The following is a 15,939-nucleotide window of genomic DNA, read 5'->3' on the forward strand; positions in this document are numbered from 1 at the left end:
TTGGTGTCACTCCCATATGGGGTGTCGTTGTCGATGCCCCCGGACGGGCGGGGTAGGGAAGCCGGCTGACGCAACCGCTCGGCGCCATCCAGTGCAGTGACGCTCACGGCATCCGTGCCCGACTGTGCTGAGCGAGCCCGCACACTGCCGCGGAACGTGGCCACACTCTCGCCACCGATGCCCCACCTGTGCACCACCGACTGACCAGGCCGCGCCACATCCCCCGTCGCCCGGGGTGCCCATGGGCCATACAAGGCAGGTGCGGGCACCCCCTTGGTGCCGGACAGCTCCACGGAGAGTTGCGCACTCGACGAGCCGCTATAAGCGCGCATGGCGCTGGGCAGATCGGTGCCGTAGCTCTGCTCCAACGTCCAGGACTGCACCTGTTCGGACATGTCCTTACCGCCGAGCCGCACGGTCTGAGTGAGCTGCCGTTCTCCCGACTTGAGTGCCGAGATCAGCGCAGGGTTACCCGGACGCACTTGCCACCTCCACCAAGCTCAACGACACGTCGCGGTAGGCACCGTTACCGGGCATTGCTGCGTGGCTGTAGTCCGTGATGCTCATAGCGGGACAGCCCTCGCCGAGCGGCGGAACAGCACTTTTTGACAGCTCATACAAGCTGAGCACGGACGCGCCGATGACATGGGTTCCAGGGTTGGCGAGCCCCACCATGGGCGTCACATACGCCATGTCGGCGGGGACTCCGCCAGCTAGGGGGCCCTTGCTGGCGTCCCCCCATGTCACCCATCGGCGGTCATCCGTGGCTGAATGCCACAACAACCGCATCGTGGCACCGGGCACATCGGCGAACGCGGGAGCCCACCACCAGACCGTCATGCCTGCTGTCACCGGGAACCCCACCCACGTGGGGTGAGTCCACGACAGCTCAGCATCCGTCTTCGTGTTCACCACCGTTGCAGGACCGCCGGGGGCAAGCAGACTGCCCGAGGACACCGACCATTGCCATGCCGGACCCTGCCCGAGGGACTGTGTTCCCCCGAGCAGATTCCGAGTGAGCGGGTCAAGCACTGCGACGGGCCCGGGACCGTCGATCCGCCGCGCGAGACGGTCGATACGTTCCGCGTCGCTGACTTCCATCCCCGACCACGCCAGGGACATACGGCGGGGAACCGCGGGGGCCACCCACGTAGTGACAGCCCCGCTGAGAGCCCGGAACTCTGCTGTACCGATATCAGGAGCACGGTCGAACCTGCTTGCACCGTCCTGGATCTCATACAGGCCCCCGGGGGGACCAATCCACATCCCCAAATTCGTTCACCTCCTGTCTAGTTGTCGTCGCCCGAGAGCAGCCACCCGGGCCAACTCTTCATTTCCCACCCTCAGTACGATGTCGCGCTCATTCAACTTCCGCGTTTCCGTAAGAAAGTCCCAGAAGTCGTCGTAGCGAGCGAGGCTGTATCTCGGTTGGTAGTACGCGACAGCAGTCACCTTGCGCTGAATACGCGTTGGTAGGTCCACGATGCCGCGTACCCGCTGATCAAGCTCGGGTTGCCCGTCCTCGATGCCCTCGACAATGCCCGCAGGAATCCAACGGCCAATCCTGTCCCGCATAACGCGGGACGGACTGTTGATATCAAGGGCATCGGCAATCGGGCCGGGAATGGCAGACTTGGCCCACCCCATCAGCTTGCCCTTAAGCCAACCGGCCATCCCCTTAATGCCGTCCCAGATCCCCCGAGCAAGGTCAGCACCCTTATCGACCAGCAGATCCTTAAAATCTCCTAGGCCCTTCTTGATGCGCCCGGGGAAGCCGCGCATCCAGCCTACGAAGTCTCCAAGCTTCTTCTTTGATTCACGGCCGAACTCGGCGACTCCGCCCACTGATTTGACGAAAGCAGTGGCGAGCTTTCCAGCGAAACCGATAATGTCGCCGATCCAGCCAATCGCGGTACCGATAGCTGAGAACAGCGCGGAAAAGACTGGTCCGGCGAGTCTGATGATCACCGGTATTGCGACTCCGAGGATTTCAGCGGCAAGGCGAGCGACCCACGAGATCACGGTTGACACCGCAGAGATCAAGGGTTGCGACTTTTGCGCCACCTCTTGCAGTCGGGTGCCGATCGAACGTACGGCGGGAGCTACCCGCGTTGTTATGAACTCCGCCAGCGCTGAAAGGATCGGCTGCACGTTCGCATAAACAGCGGTGTAAATGCTCATCACCGCTGGCAGCACAGTCCCAGTAAAGATGAGTGCCAGCGTTGTAAGCACAGGAACCACAGCACCGGATACCGCCGAAGCAAGCGACATAAAGGCGGGGAACAGCTGCATCGAGACGACCGACCAAACACCCTGCAAAGAAGGAAGCAAGCTCGTAGTGAACTGCTGCCCGAGCGCCGAGAAACTTGGCCCTAGCGTGTCCCGGGCAGTACTTCCGAGTCCTGCGAGTGTCAGCCCGAAGGCGGTTACCGCGCTTCCGCCGGCTCCTGAGGAGAAAGACCCGACGAAACCCCCAACGGAAGCCCTGGCCGTGCCGAGGGCTGGCCCCAGAACGTCACGCGCTGTGGATGCAAGAGAGGTCATCGGTGGTAGTACTTTGTTCCCGATGAAATTGGTTAGCGCCACCTCTGCTGTGCGCTTGAACTGCTCTATGCGGGCGCCTGCTCCGCTGTGCAGCGCATCGCCCATCTTGGTTGCGGCGGCGGATGTGTCCCCGAGTGCTTTAACAGCAGTCTTTGGGTCCATCGCGAGAAGCGACTTACCAAGATCCTCGGCTTTAGTTCCGAAAAGCCCAACGGCTACCGCGTTTTGCTCGGCAGGGTTCTTAATGGCCTTGATGCCGTCAAGGACTTGTTGCAGACCCTCGCGGGCTCCCGCGCCTCCCGCGGCGACTTTGCGTGTCATCTTTTCGGCGTTTAGACCGATTGCCTGGTACGCCTCAGTACTGGATTTAGATCCGTCGGCTGCCCGGATCTGAAATTCCTTGAGCGCGTCGGCCATGGTGTCCGTGTCACGGGCACCCGCGGACATTCCTTGAGCCATAAGCCCCATGGCTTCCGCGCCACTAAGGCCGAGATCACGGAACTTCGTGGAGTACTCATTGATGGTGTCCGCCATATCGTCTGCGCGCGGGCCCATCTTTTGCATTCCTACGGTCAGCAGGTCGAGCGCTTCATTACCGTCTTTCGCAAGACCAGTTTTGAGCATCTGGCCGACGGCATTTGCAGTCTGACCTAGATCGAGTTCGAACGTTTTAGAAAGGTCAGTAACCTTCCCGGTTATCTCCTCGATCTGTGCATTTGTGGCCTCGGGTGGCATGATGCCCGAGCGCATAACGCCCGTGATCGCGCCCGCGGCTTCCTCTACCGAATCCGTGATCCCGTGCGCGTAGAGCTGCCCCGCGGCCTCGCCGTACCGCTTAGCCTCAGCTGGCGTCGAACCGAGCTGAGCCTGAATCTTGCCGTCAATGGCTTGCTGGTCTAGGGCGTTCTGAAAGCCCTTGACCAGCACTGCACCAGCCGCGACGCCGATAGCCGCAAGTCCGCCTTTAAGGACTCCGCCCATCTTGGATTTGAAGCCCTCGCCGGCTGCCGAACCCGCATCATTTCCTGCCCCCTGAGAGGGACCGGTGACCTGTCGTTGAAGTTCAGAGGCGAATCCCTGCACTTCGGGCACGATGGACACGTAGCCCATGCCAACCTCAACGGCCATCGGGCACCCCCTCGCGCGTCGGCTGGAAGCGGGAGAGATAGGCCGCAATATTCTGCGGACTCTGGTCCGTGTGGCCGATCTTGCCTGTTCTCAGTCCAGGGCGAGGGATCGGTTGGGGGCGACGACTCGGCGTCTTAGCCCCCGCGTTTCCGCGCTGCCAATTCGCTTCACTAAGACGGTCATGTACTGCGGCGAGTAGTTGCGTTTCCAGGGTCCAAACCGAGTCCTCCCCGACAACTGAGTGCCCCATTGCGGATTCCGCTGGAAGCCCCATGACAAGGGCCCGCAATCGGCGCCACGTGAGCCCCGATCCGGGCCGGTACAGGTCTCGGATATCCAAACCGTAGTAACGCTGTAGGTCGCTTTCTATGGCCTCCCCGTGCTCGCTCAGGAGTCGGAAGAGGCCAAGGATTCCCTCACCGGAACGCCCTCGTGCTGCTGCCACTGACGGAACAACTCGCCGAGGGCTGCGAGGGGGAGCGGAAGTTCGTCAAAGCGCTCCCACTGATCACCCAACCCTGCCTTAAGCAGAGATTCAATGTCCTCTGGGGTAGGCGCACTGACGTTGACGCTCTTTAGAACCCTCTTGTCCAGTTCTCCAGCCGATGGCATCGTGAACGGACTGTCGGCGAGCGTGAAACGGAAGGGCTCCTGACGGGCTTCCTTCACCCACGCGTCAAGATTAAAAGGAGTATTCATGCTGCTATACCTCTCGGGCTATGAGGGATCGTTTCTTCTTATTACGCAGTCGGGGGCGGAGTCTCACCACCGCCCGAGGGGGAAGCCCATGCCGCGTCATCGCTGTACTTGTAGGCGACCGTGCCATCGGATCCGGGGTACGCGGTAATCGTCAGTTCGTACGCAATGGCTTCGTCGCCCTTGTATGTGATATCTCCGGTCTCGGTGACTTCGCCGTCCGGAATCACAATCCGGATATGCGAGTTGCCATCGATGACATCGAACCCGAACGTGCGACGGTCCGGCCCCGGAGCCTTGATGGCAAGCACCGACTTACCGGACGTCGTGGACACCTTAGAACCCTTGTGATACAGCTCAAGAACCGTCTTATTGGTCTCAATGGCCGTGAACTGAAACGTCATTTCGGACGAGCTGATGACCTTTCGGACGGTCTGCCCGCCCTGCCAGCCCTTGATTTCCGTGGTGTCGGCAGAGTTGGACTCGGTAATGCCGTCGTCCGAAATCCAGCCCACGTCAGTAAAAGCCTTGTCCCAATCGCCGGTTGCGGCAGTGGGCAACGTGGCCTTGGACGGAGCCACATAAGCGGCACCGGTGATCGCAACGCGCACAGCGTTGGCGTTTAGAGGCATGGGTGTCCCTTCAGTCTGTAAGGTGATCAACTATGGATGCTGGGATAGCGGCCGTATGTGGCGCTTTAGCAGGTTCTGTGGCGACCATCGGAGCCGCTTTCGCTGCGGGCTGGTGGCAGCGAGAGGGTGCACGTATCGCAGTGCGCGCCGAATATAGAAGGGAGCGGCGACAGCCTAGACATGACGCCTATAAGGAATTGATCTCTGCGGCAAGCGAAATAATGGAGCTGTCGAAGTACAGTAATCCAGGCCAATCGGAGTTCGACGAGCCGTTTGAAGCGGCTATAGTCCGCCTTAAAGAAACCTGGTTGGAAATCGCCTTACTAGGTCCCCAGAACGTTGTCGATCTGGGGAGCGAAGTTCAACGCGCCGCTCTCGAAATGAAGAGAAAGGCGCGATACATGGTATTGGTCGGGAATCGTGTGGCGGAGACTCCCGAGGAGGAGGGGCGGAACGTCGTTGCTTTCTCCGAGCGCATGGGCGAGTACGGGACGGCTCGTGACCGGCTGAGCGCCAGCATTCCTCCATTCCGTAAAGCTGCACTCGTAGCATTGGACGAAGACGGCGGTTAAGACATCAACTTGCCGCGCACGTGGACTTCCGCAGCGAATGCATAGCGGGGCTGTGACGACTCAGGGTCGGGAAGCCACTGTGGGCCCCCGACTTCCGTCACGCTGTAGACCGTCACCCCGCCGCGAACTCCAGGCATCACTCCGAGGAGTCCACGGACTAGTGCGCACAAGTCGTATGCGGCGGCTTCGGTCTCGGCCCATGCGTGCACATCCAACCGGGCCCGGTCCGATACGACGGTCTGTTTGGTGCCCCCGAGCCGTTCCACGCGGATGAACCGCTTGGGTCGAGACGTGGGGATGCGGGACACCGCGGGGATGGGCTCGCCGGTTGCCGCGAGGGCTTCCCGGAGATAGCCCGTCACCACAGCCACGGCGTCCGGCATGAGGATGACGGGGCGACTCAATCGGCACCGTCCAGCCCGCGGAACAAAGCCCGCCGAGTGCCCTCCGCATCCCGCTGTTTCTCGTAATTGCCGATAACGGCAGCACGCCAACGGCGGGCACCTAGAGCCGAGTCGGTGCGGAACTCTCCGCCGTCCGACTCCGAGGCAGCCTTGATGCCCTCGGCAATGCGTTGCACTTCGGCCCCCGCTTCGGGGGTCTTCATGAACGAGTTGATGCCGTTGTGGTTCGGGCGGAACCTCACCCGGTCACCTCCTTTAGCCGGGCTTCGGTGTGGTGGTGACGGCCGGCGAGGGTCCAACGGGCAATATCTCCGTCCACGTCCAGGACCCGCCCGAGGGCAACCACGCGGTCACCGAGGGATAGGTCGATATCGGCTCCGCGGCGGGTGATCAGTCGCCACCCGGAGATCACAACGGGGCGGTCTCCGGTGTCCTCGCTGGACGTGTCCGGCTGGACGGCAACGCGCCGGATGGTCGTCCTGGTGGCGTTCTCCCAGTCCCGTACGGACGTGGTGTTGCCGTACCGGTCCACCAGGAACGGGGCCCGGAGTGTCACGACGGTCTGTGTGTAGTGGACGCTCACCGGAGCCCCACCACACTTACGCGCTTGCGGTACCGGGCGAGTAGGTCCCGGTCCGCGGGGGCGAGGGATGCGCCGATGGTCTCGGCCGCGTAGGTCACGGACACCGAACCCACGGACTCTTGCCGTAGGTCTCCGGGGTTCGAGAGCACGCGACCGGCGAGGGTGAGCACCACGGCGAGCACGTCGCCGGGCACGGCTGCATACCCGTGGGTGTAGGTGACGGTCGCCGGCTGGTCGTCTGAGAGCCGAAGCCGGTCCCGGACGAGCTGCCACCGCTCGGCGTCAACGAGCTGCCCGCTCTGGTGGACGGTCTGAACGGAGACCACCGGTCGTTGCGGCAGCACCGCCCACCCCTCATGCGGGTACAGCAGTGCCGAGCTGGTCCGCCTGGTGAAGCTCTGCCGTGCTTCGGCACGCACGATGCGGGACGCCACATCGAGCACCAGGGCAGCCGACTTGGGCAGCTCGTCCGGCTCGCTCTGCATCCACGCGCCGAGCTGGTCCACGGTTGCGAGGGCGGGCAATTCCATTCCGGCCCCCTCCTACTTGACTGTCTGAGCGGCGCACGCCAGACACCGCGTGACGGTCCGTGCCACCCCGCCCGCATCGAGAACCGGAAATCTCTCAATCCGGGACGGGGTTGGGCACGTATCCGTGTGCGGAATCTTTGGGGCGGACGCTGCGGCTCGCTTACGCGGCGGCAATTCCGTTCCCCTTTCGGCTACTTGGCGAGGACGCCGTTAAGGCGAGCGGCGGCCTTACCGCCGAACACCGCAAGCCCGCAGTAGAACTCAATGCGGGTGCGGTAAGCGGGCTTGACTTCGAGCTGCCCGAGGTCGTCCACCATGACGCCACCGTTGGTGAGACCGGTAACAGCCTGGTCGTCCTCGGTCTGACCGAAGCGCACGGCGTAAATGCTGGACGCGTCCGTTGCGGTACCGGCGGTCTCGGTCTGCGGAAGGATGTCCGCACCCGCGGCAGTCGAGCCGGGGTCAAGCAGCGGAATACCGTTGTAGGTGGCCACCAGCTTTCCGGTAAGCGCCTCCTTGACCATCTCGAATCCACCGATGCGGCGAGCCGCGGAACGCACCTTGGCGATCACCTGTCGGTTGGCGTAGATCGCACCGTTCGAGCTGTTCAGGCCCGGCACGGCGGCAACGAGACCGTCCAGCAGGTCAAAGAACGTGTGCGAATCCGTGGCACCGGAGCCCACGATGGGAGCGCCGTTCGTGCCCGCAGAAATCACCTGCGCGCCAGTGAGCCGCTTACGCAGACCGTCAAAGGACTTGGCGTCCGTCGCAACGTCACCGTTGAAAAATGTGTCCTGGAACTTGTACGCAGCGGCCTTGACCTTCATGCGGGTCTGAATCGCACGCTGATCATTGAGATTGCCGCGGGTCTGGACAATGAAACGGTCCACGTCAGCGTCACCGCCGAGAATCACCAGGGATTCAGACTTCGGGTTTACCGTGCCGGTGCTCTCGGTGTACGCCTCATTGACGCTACGGAAAGCCACGCCCGGAAGGGTGGCCTCCTCGTTGTAGCTGTAGGAGTTGCCCTCAATTGGCATGAGCGGAATACGGTCCAGGATGCTGGATTCCTGCACGAAAGTTTCAATGACGCCGCGCTGAAGGTTGGTTGTGCTGAGCTTGGCAGACTCGGCGAGAGAAAGCGGCATGAATTGACCCTCCATTTGGGCATGAAAAAAGGGTCACACGGTGTGTGCGCCCCTCGGTTAAGTGGTATGGCGGTGGTTAACCGGACGTTCCGTACGCGTCCCGGAGTCGGTCAAACGGGGTGGCGGGCTCGGTGTCCGGCTCGCCGCTCTCGCGCTGCCCGGAGCCCACGTCACCCCACGGGGCCGGGCTCGTCGATGCGGTGTCCGCAGCAAGCGCCAAGTACGGCTTGTCCTTGACGAGCTGGTCCAGCGCGGCGGACACCTTCGCAGCGTCCACGTCCCCGCCCTCGCCTACCAGTCCGGCAGCGTCCACCAGGGCGAGCGCGTCCGCGGGGTCACGGAGCCGACCAGCGGCAGCCGCTCGGAGTTCGGCACGGACGAGCTGCCCCGTGAACTCCTGCCGGATCTCCTCGCGGAGCGCGTCAAGGTCGCCCGGCTTCTGTGCAGCGTTGGACCGGCGGAGCCGCGCGGCTTCCGCTTCGGCGGTCTCGGCCCGCTTCACTGCGGCGGACAGCTCGTCCCCGACCTGGTCGCCCGGAGTCGGCTTCGGCTCGCCCTGGTCGCCGGGCTTGGTGCCCTGTTCGGTCGGCTTCGGCTCGCCCTGGTCGCCACCCTCGCCGAGCTTGGGCTCCGGACCGTTCGGGTTCGGGTTCTCTGGCATGTGCCCCCCTATGTGATGTATCCGTGTTTCTTCAACATGGCTATTTGGGGCTCGCGGTTTTCACCAGCGAGTTTGAATATGGTTTCCGGCATGAGCCGGGCTTCCTTGGCTCGCTCGTACTTCTTGCCGGGCTGTTTCTCGAACCCGGAGTTGAGAGCCTTGCCCCCGATTCCGCGTTTCGTCGTGCCTTCCGTGGTGACCTTTAGCGGCCCCCGTCCGGTCACGGCCGTTTCCATTCCTCGGCGAGCGTTGATGATCTGCCCCAAGTCGGCCCCGGCTTCCAGAGCCTTGACCCCCATGGACCCGAGTCGCTTCCGCTGTTCCTCGGAGCTCATCTGCCGAACCAAGTCTTCCGGGGTGCCCGTCTGCTTCCACTCGGCATCCGTCATGGGCTCCATTCCGCAGTCACAGCGGGGATGCCGTTTGAAGCCTGTTGAGTAGCTGTACTGACGGCCACTCAGCAGAATGCAGCGAGCGCACGCGGGCAGCTTGACCACCCGCACGTACGAAATACACCGGGGCTCGACGGCCATGGACACGAACGTTGCCGCCCTCGCGGTGTCGGCAATCTGCGTGCCCACCATGGTTGCCATTTGGTTGAGCCCGGCGAGCGATGCCGCTTCCGCGGACTGTCCCGCCGCGAGGGCTTGCGCCGTCCGAATCGCCGGTAGGTACAGCAGAGTTGCGAGCGGACGAGCGTCCGACGCAATGCCCACCAGGGCACCCGGATTCAGCATGGCGACCGGGCCGGCTGCCGCACCTTGGGCGAACATGGACGCTGTGACGAAAGCCTGTGCCCCCTGCGCGGCGGAGAGCTGCCCCGCCATAACAGCGGCGAGGACTTGCCGCCCTGTCTCCCCTTGCATGGCGGACAGAATCCGGTCCGGAGTCACGTCCCGCCAAAGGGCTTGAACGGCTGCCACCACGCCCCGCGTGATGCTCTGCGTTTCGGCGTACCGAGCTGCCGCTAGCTCTCCCATGCGGCTCACTACGCGGCGTCCGGCAGCTCGTCCGCGGGCTCGTCGTCCTGGTCGTCCTCGGGCTTCGGGCCGAACAGCCCCGCCATGTTCCCGCCGAGAATGGCGGCGGCTTGGTCGTCGCGCATCCGCTTCCAACGGGCAATCTCGTCCGGGGTGACACCGGGAATCCGCTCCCACAGAGCTTCATCCGGGACACCAATGGACTTGAGCTTGACCAGGGCATCCGAATACTGCGAGTCGGAACGGAACTGCGGGTCTCTCCACACGACGGTTCCGAGGGCGAGGGAATCCGCCCGCTTGGGCTCGCCGGCTGCCAACGCTTCCAGCCGCATCACTTCACGGAGCGACGCACCGAAGTGCCGTTGCCGCTCGGTCACCTTGGCCACTAGACCGGCTTCCGAAGCGGCGAGAGCGTCCGCACTCACATTCGTGAGCTGCCCCGTCAAGTACGTTGCGGGGGTGCGGGTTTGGGAAGCGATGTGTTCGACCGCAGCGTCTATGACCCGGAGATAGTTCCCGAGATCAGCGGCGGAGAACTCGGCTATTCGCGCCGTGTCCTTCTCCAGCCACAGCAGACGGTCCGAGCGGAACCGGTCTAGGGGCTCGTCCTCCTCGCCAACCACTTCCCCGGATTCGGGGTCCACGATTTCCCGAACGGGCCGGTCCATGCCGAGCACCGCCCGAGCCGGAAGCGCCAGGTAATCGCTTGCGGTCATCAGGTGGGCCCACAACGTGTTGACCGCATCCTGTAGCGGGAGCACGGTCACCAGCTCGGACCGGGGCTTGCCGTGCAGCCGAGACCGGTTGGGGAGTTCCACCAGCGGGACAGCCCCAAGCGGATTCTTGATGTGCGAGGGCTCGCCGCGGGACAACCCCACCGTGCGGCCCGTCCATTCGTGGCTACGGCCCTTTCGCTGCCACCGGTACACCATGTCCGGGGTGAACAGCGTTGCGAACTCCCACGCCCCGTCACGCCACGTCTTAAGCCCCGCAGAGCGGAGCCGACGCCGACCGGGGACGTACTCGACTATGGCGTTAGCCGCGTGCTCGAACGTGATTTCAGTACGGACCCCATCGGGCTTCCAGACCAGCGCGTAAGAGCGTCCGGTAATCAGGGCTTCCAGTAGGGCTAGACCAACCTCTACGTCACATTCGGACGTGCGCCATGCCTTCCCGGCTGCCTGGTCAATGGTCCCGTCTTCCAGCCGGAAGCCGAGCGGCATAAGCCGTTCAACCGTGGCGTCCGGGACCGTCGCGCACCAGTTATCGGAAAAATCCTTGAACAACTCTCCCGCTTGGGCGTTGAACTCTGGCGACGCGAACAGCAAGGGGCGGTTTCCCTCGTAGGCGTTCGACCACTTACGGGCTTCGTCTTTCCGCCGCTCTATCTTGGCGCGGAGCCGGACCGTCATCTGTAGCGGTGTTTCCGCCATGCATCCTCCATTGCGGTTGTCGACCTCCCGTTATTAACGTGCCTGGCGGTACTTAAGTGGCTCCAGAGGGTGCATCAGAGCATTTTCTCCTCGCTCTCTATAAACAGAGGCGGCGCAAGCTTTCGACGCCTGTATGCTCGCCGGATGCAATGGATGTCTCTGGCTAGCGCAGTCTTAGGCGCCGCAATCGGCATCGCCTCGACTCTTTTAGCTGATCGCGCGCGCTGGCGCCGCGACATGCAGGATAGGCAGCAAGAGTTGCGGCGGGACGTTTATGCAGAATTCCTCTCTGCATTGTCGGAAACAAGACGCTGCCTCTGGGAAGCCGCCCGAGATTCATCATTGCCGATGCCTGAACGGGCGCAAATGGCACGCGATGCCCACGCGCAGTGGGCAACGCATTCACTCCGAATTAAAGTGGATTTGGTCGCCCCTAAGGAGCTTTTGCCTCATGTCGATCGGGCATACAGATCCATGTGTGATTTACGTGACGCGATTGAAGGCGGAGCCTTATACGGCGATGCCGAGTATCACGCCCAGAGAGAAAGTTTCCACAGAGATTTACACACGCTGCGATTAGAGATGAGGCGCGATCTATCTATAGATCAGTGACCGCCGAAATGAGACCTAAGCCGGGCCCCCTATGCACTTGCAGCGCGGGCGCGCTTCAACGGTCGGCGTACGTATCCGTCTAGAGCCATGACCGCAGCGGCTATCCCGTCAATACGGGCAGACGACTTTCCGCGGTCCGGTTTGACGGGTCTCATGTTGTCGTTTCCGTCGCGGTACACCTCCACCACAGATGCGTTCCAGCGAAGCACCGGGTTACCGCCGTGCCGAATCCGTCCCTCACGCAAGAGCCGTTCCAGCTCTTTACAGCCGGGGGACATCCCTAGATAGGTTTGCGCAATTGGCACCACGTCCACGCCGCGGGTTTTGGTTTCGACGCGCTGTACGAGCTGCCCCGCGAACATGCGGTCATAGGAAATGCGCTGCACGTCCAGCCGACGACAGTCCGACATAATCTGTTTCTCGATGGCGTCATAGTCGATTGCGTCGCCCTCGGTGAGCGTTAGCAGACCCTCGGCAGCCCATTGCCGGATCGGAACCTGTAGCTGTTGCTCTAGCTCGTCGGCTCGTTCCTCGGGCAGCCAGAACCGCGAGACTAGTTCCAACTCCACGCCGGGCACACGGGATTCAACCGCGAGGACCCAAGCGGAAAGGTCGGACACCGCGGACAGGTCTACCCCGCCCCATGCCCGCCGGTACCGGAATGACTTGTCATTGACCGCCCCGTTGTTCTCGTCCCACAGCGAGAGCGGCAGCCAACGGCTAGCGGCTCGCATACGGCGATTGAGAGACAACCGGCAGAACGTAGGGAAGTAACTCGGGGTGGATTTGGCCTTGTTGGCTTCCCGCCGCATGTAGGCGAGCGAGGGTGACGCGCCGAGTCCTGGATTCGCCTTTCGCCACGTGCTCTCGGCGAACGGATCGTCTTTCTCCTCGGCAGCCCATATGACGCCGTAGTGTCCAGGGTCGGCAACGATCCCGTCCGCACATCGGCGGGTGTACGTGTGTTTCTCGTCGTAAATGCTGCCCTCGGTGCCCTCATCCGCAGTGGTGATGTAGATAACCAAAGGATGATCACGCGCGCCTGTGCCGGTCTCGATAGCGTCGATAAGGTCACGCCGCTTGTGGACGTGCACCTCATCCACAATTGCCCCGGAGACGTTGAGCCCGTGGGCAGTCTCGGCAATCTTGGACAGTGCGCGGAAGATGCCGCCGGTCCGCGGGACCCGGATAAGCCCCCGCAGAACCTCTACGCGGCCCCGTACGGCTCGGGAAGTCAGAGCCATGCGCTTAGCGTCGTCAAAGACGCGTTCGGCTTGCGGAAGGCTTCCCGCAGCCGCGTATACCTCTGCCCCGATCTCTCGGTCTGCGAGCAACAGCACCAGGCCAATGCCGGACGAGAGTGTTGATTTCCCGTTCTTGCGGGGAACCTCAATCCATGCGGACCGGATGACCCGCACCGCTCGCCCTAGCTCGGGGTCATGAGCGAGCCATCCGAAGATCGGGGCAATCACCCATACCGTCTGCCACGGCGAGAGCTTCAACCGAGTTGAACCCCAACGCCCCTTGGTGTGCTTGAACGACTGGATAGCGTCGATAGCTCGCCGAGCGGCTGCCACGTCGAAATACGCGCCCGCTGCGTCTGCTGCCTGTTGAGCAACGACCAGCGGGCGGGACTCCACCGCTTCGGCTATCTCGTCCTCGGTCAATCCGAGTTCGTACAGAGCGTCCAGAGGGACGGGCAGAGCGTCAGTCAAAGATCCCGTCATCCTCGCCCCCGCGGTCATCCGGCGGTGTCAGTCGGCCACGGGCGGACGGGGACAACCCGAGTTCTCCGATGTACCGGGCAAGCTGTGAGCGGTACTGCCCGACTATGGTGGTTGCGCCGTTCTTCTGCATTCCGCGTTCGCCCTGCATGAGAATCCCGTTCGCGGATATCTCCCGCTCGCACTGGTCGATACGGGCGACGCAAATGCAGTAATCCGTAAGCGTGGCGGTGTCCACCGTGCCGATACCGGCCGTGAACTCCAGTACCGGGACGACGCGTCGCCACTCGCGGGAAGCGACTTCCCTGCACCGGGCGTTCACCGCGCGCTGATCTCCACCAGCGTCCCCGAACGTGTCCAGCCAATCGGGCTCGGACAGCTCGGCGGGCGGAACCCGCACACCCTCGGAAACAGGGCGCTTGCCGGGGTTGCCCTCGCGGATCACCTGCAACGGCGGTGTCTTGCGCGTTGGGTCTGCCATTCCCTCACCCCTTCCATGGGTTGTGAGTCGGTCATGTAGGCAGCGCAGAGCCCCGCGCAAAAGGCGGTAGCTGCGGCGCGAGTTTTTTGCCTCCCTGCCGTTCTTTTGCGGGAGGAGTAGGGGGCCCCTGCCTGGTCACCAGCTCATGAGCGGCGAGGCTTGACGCGTTCGGCTGCCCATCCGCCGGGCTGGTGCTTCGCGGTCTCGCGGTTGTGGCACGTCGTGCACAGCGGACGCAGACGAGACCATGCGTCCGGATCGCTGACACCCCCAGCGACCAGCGCACGCCGTGACTCGGGGAAGTGGTCGGCCACCGTCGCGGTGCGAGAGCAGAGCACGCACCACGGATGCGCGTAGAGGTAGCGCTTACGGATGCGCTCCCATCGGACGCCGTATCCCTTGGCCGTGGTCGTCCCTCGCTGTTGCTCGGCTTCCCTCGCATGTGTCGGGCAGCGTCCACCCGTGGTGAGTTCGGGGCAGCCGGGGACCGAGCACGGGGGGCGGGGCTTGCGGGGCAGGGAGACCACCTCCAGGGAGCGGGCTGCCGAAGTGGCGGCAAGTGGGGTCGCTTTGGCGTTGACATGCCGCAGGGCATATGCAGAAGGTGCCGAAGTGGCCGCAAGTGGCGCAGCTATGGCATTGACATACCGCAGGACGTATGCAGGTGCGTCCGAAAACGGGCGTAAGCACCCGTTGAAAGTGGCGCCGAAGTGGCAGAGGTATGGCGTAGCTATGCCCACCGCAGATGCGCTGAGATAGGCGCCATGACTCGGAAGACGGTTGGAAGCCAGGCCCCTGCGTTCGAACTCCGCTGCGGCGGACTGCACTTGACGATTCAGCGAGTGCCCGGGTGGCTGGTTGCAGCTCTCGCCACGGCCACAGGAAGTGGGCTCGCAGCGTGGCTCACGTCCCGGTGAAGGTTCATGACGAACCAGGTCCAGATGAACCAGTGAACGGAAAGTCCTCGGCGGTCTTAACCAAGTGACAGCCATGACACAGGGCTTGAACGTTGCCGTCCGTGTCCTCACCCCCGAGTGCGAGCGGCTGCATGTGGTCCACGTCCACCACGACCGCGAGGACGAGCGAGCCGCACCGTGCACAGCGGGCACCACCACGGGCACCGACCAGAGCACGGAGCCGAGCGGCCCCCGAGAACACCCGGACGAGCACCGCGCGGCGAGCACGCCGAGCACGGACCGAAGCCCGCTTGCCGTAAGCCTGGTGGTGGTTCTCGCAGCGTCCGCGGTGCGTCGCCGGGCTGGTGCAGTCGATACAACGCACTGTTCCGCACCCCCCTCTAGCTCGTCGTCCTGGTGCTCGTTGTCACCCTCGGGGCGAACGGCATACGTGCTGGTCAAAGACACCGTGCCCACACCCGGAGTCGAACCGGGAACTCTGCGGATTGTGTACGGGTCTCCCCGAGGGGGCCGGTACCGCGCACCTCTGCCATTGGGTCATGTGGGCTTGGTCGTCCTCGCCGGCTCGGCCGGTCCGGACACGATGGGGAGACCACACGTGCTTACAACCCCGTTCGGCACCCCGGGCAAGGGGCGGTTACTAGTGGGCGGTGCGGTCTCCCCGCGCTCTGCCTCACGACCACTGCGGCCACCCTTGGCGGGTGCGTGCTGCACGGGCAGAGCTGGTGAGAGTCGGGCACTCGGTCCGCCGTTTCCGGGTTGGTGGGGTGCGCGGTAACCCGCTCTCACTTGTTGTGGAGAGCGGAAAGATCCCGGCATCCGATGTGATCCGGGGGCCCGTTTCGCTCTCTCACTTGTTGTGGAGAGCATGAAGATCCCGCCGTGAGCATGACG

The 15,939-nt window shown here is 63.4% G+C and carries 15 protein-coding genes and 1 tRNA gene; 2 read left to right on the forward strand and 14 right to left on the reverse strand.

What is annotated here, in order from left to right; translation table 11 throughout:
* Nucleotides 1–1,278: 1,278 nt before the first annotated feature.
* The 3 genes from ACFVYL_RS15095 to ACFVYL_RS15105 form a co-directional block, all read right to left on the reverse strand.
* The gene (locus ACFVYL_RS15095) at nt 1,279–3,672 is read right to left on the reverse strand and encodes a phage tail tape measure protein (RefSeq protein WP_389715679.1); all 2,394 of its coding nucleotides are present in this window, start codon (nt 3,670–3,672) and stop codon (nt 1,279–1,281) included.
* A gap of 387 nt (nt 3,673–4,059) precedes the next feature.
* Nucleotides 4,060–4,371 carry a hypothetical protein gene (locus ACFVYL_RS15100; protein ID WP_389715682.1) on the reverse strand — a complete coding sequence of 104 codons (312 nt, stop codon included), beginning with the start codon at nt 4,369–4,371 and terminating at the stop codon, nt 4,060–4,062.
* 41 nt (nt 4,372–4,412) lie between these two features.
* A complete protein-coding gene (locus ACFVYL_RS15105; protein ID WP_389715684.1) occupies nt 4,413–5,000 on the reverse strand; it encodes a hypothetical protein in 588 nt (195 codons plus the stop codon).
* Nucleotides 5,001–5,032: 32 nt separating this feature from the next.
* Here ACFVYL_RS15105 and ACFVYL_RS15110 point away from each other — a divergent pair, with 32 nt between their 5' ends.
* Nucleotides 5,033–5,572: a hypothetical protein gene (locus tag ACFVYL_RS15110; protein ID WP_389715687.1), complete on the forward strand. Its 540-nt coding sequence runs from the start codon at nt 5,033–5,035 to the stop codon at nt 5,570–5,572.
* A gap of 400 nt (nt 5,573–5,972) precedes the next feature.
* Here the strand turns inward: ACFVYL_RS15110 and ACFVYL_RS15115 are convergent, their stop codons facing one another.
* The 7 genes from ACFVYL_RS15115 to ACFVYL_RS15145 form a co-directional block, all read right to left on the reverse strand.
* Nucleotides 5,973–6,218 carry a hypothetical protein gene (locus tag ACFVYL_RS15115; RefSeq protein ID WP_389715689.1) on the reverse strand — a complete coding sequence of 82 codons (246 nt, stop codon included), beginning with the start codon at nt 6,216–6,218 and terminating at the stop codon, nt 5,973–5,975.
* Nucleotides 6,215–6,559 carry a hypothetical protein gene (locus ACFVYL_RS15120; RefSeq protein ID WP_389715690.1) on the reverse strand — a complete coding sequence of 115 codons (345 nt, stop codon included), beginning with the start codon at nt 6,557–6,559 and terminating at the stop codon, nt 6,215–6,217. The genes ACFVYL_RS15115 and ACFVYL_RS15120 overlap by 4 nt, the downstream gene beginning before the upstream one ends.
* Complete coding sequence (locus tag ACFVYL_RS15125; RefSeq protein WP_389715693.1) at nt 6,556–7,089, reverse strand: hypothetical protein; 534 nt, start codon at nt 7,087–7,089, stop codon at nt 6,556–6,558. The genes ACFVYL_RS15120 and ACFVYL_RS15125 overlap by 4 nt, the downstream gene beginning before the upstream one ends.
* Before the next feature lie 191 nt (nt 7,090–7,280).
* On the reverse strand, nt 7,281–8,237 hold the full coding sequence (locus ACFVYL_RS15130; protein WP_389715695.1) for a major capsid protein: 957 nt from the start codon (nt 8,235–8,237) through the stop codon (nt 7,281–7,283).
* Nucleotides 8,238–8,313: 76 nt separating this feature from the next.
* The gene (locus tag ACFVYL_RS15135; RefSeq protein ID WP_389715697.1) at nt 8,314–8,898 is read right to left on the reverse strand and encodes a hypothetical protein; all 585 of its coding nucleotides are present in this window, start codon (nt 8,896–8,898) and stop codon (nt 8,314–8,316) included.
* Between the two features lie 8 nt (nt 8,899–8,906).
* Entirely contained in the window at nt 8,907–9,878 is a 972-nt protein-coding gene (locus tag ACFVYL_RS15140) for a hypothetical protein (RefSeq protein ID WP_389715699.1), read from the reverse strand.
* Between the two features lie 8 nt (nt 9,879–9,886).
* On the reverse strand, nt 9,887–11,311 hold the full coding sequence (locus ACFVYL_RS15145; RefSeq protein WP_389715702.1) for a phage portal protein: 1,425 nt from the start codon (nt 11,309–11,311) through the stop codon (nt 9,887–9,889).
* A gap of 144 nt (nt 11,312–11,455) precedes the next feature.
* Between ACFVYL_RS15145 and ACFVYL_RS15150 the strand changes: the two genes are divergently transcribed.
* Complete coding sequence (locus ACFVYL_RS15150) at nt 11,456–11,923, forward strand: hypothetical protein (RefSeq protein WP_389715704.1); 468 nt, start codon at nt 11,456–11,458, stop codon at nt 11,921–11,923.
* A 29-nt stretch (nt 11,924–11,952) separates the two neighbouring features.
* On the opposite strand, the gene ACFVYL_RS15155 is transcribed toward ACFVYL_RS15150, so the two are convergent.
* The 4 genes from ACFVYL_RS15155 to ACFVYL_RS15170 form a co-directional block, all read right to left on the reverse strand.
* A complete protein-coding gene (locus ACFVYL_RS15155) occupies nt 11,953–13,590 on the reverse strand; it encodes a terminase large subunit (protein ID WP_389715706.1) in 1,638 nt (545 codons plus the stop codon).
* A gap of 40 nt (nt 13,591–13,630) precedes the next feature.
* The gene (locus ACFVYL_RS15160) at nt 13,631–14,128 is read right to left on the reverse strand and encodes a phage terminase small subunit P27 family (protein WP_389715709.1); all 498 of its coding nucleotides are present in this window, start codon (nt 14,126–14,128) and stop codon (nt 13,631–13,633) included.
* Between the two features lie 921 nt (nt 14,129–15,049).
* The gene (locus ACFVYL_RS15165; protein WP_389715710.1) at nt 15,050–15,409 is read right to left on the reverse strand and encodes an HNH endonuclease; all 360 of its coding nucleotides are present in this window, start codon (nt 15,407–15,409) and stop codon (nt 15,050–15,052) included.
* 85 nt (nt 15,410–15,494) lie between these two features.
* Nucleotides 15,495–15,592, reverse strand: a tRNA-OTHER gene (locus ACFVYL_RS15170).
* Nucleotides 15,593–15,939 lie beyond the last annotated feature (347 nt).

Source organism: Streptomyces sp. NPDC058308 (assembly GCF_042880275.1).
In the GTDB taxonomy this organism is placed as follows: Bacteria; Actinomycetota; Actinomycetes; order Streptomycetales; family Streptomycetaceae; genus Streptomyces.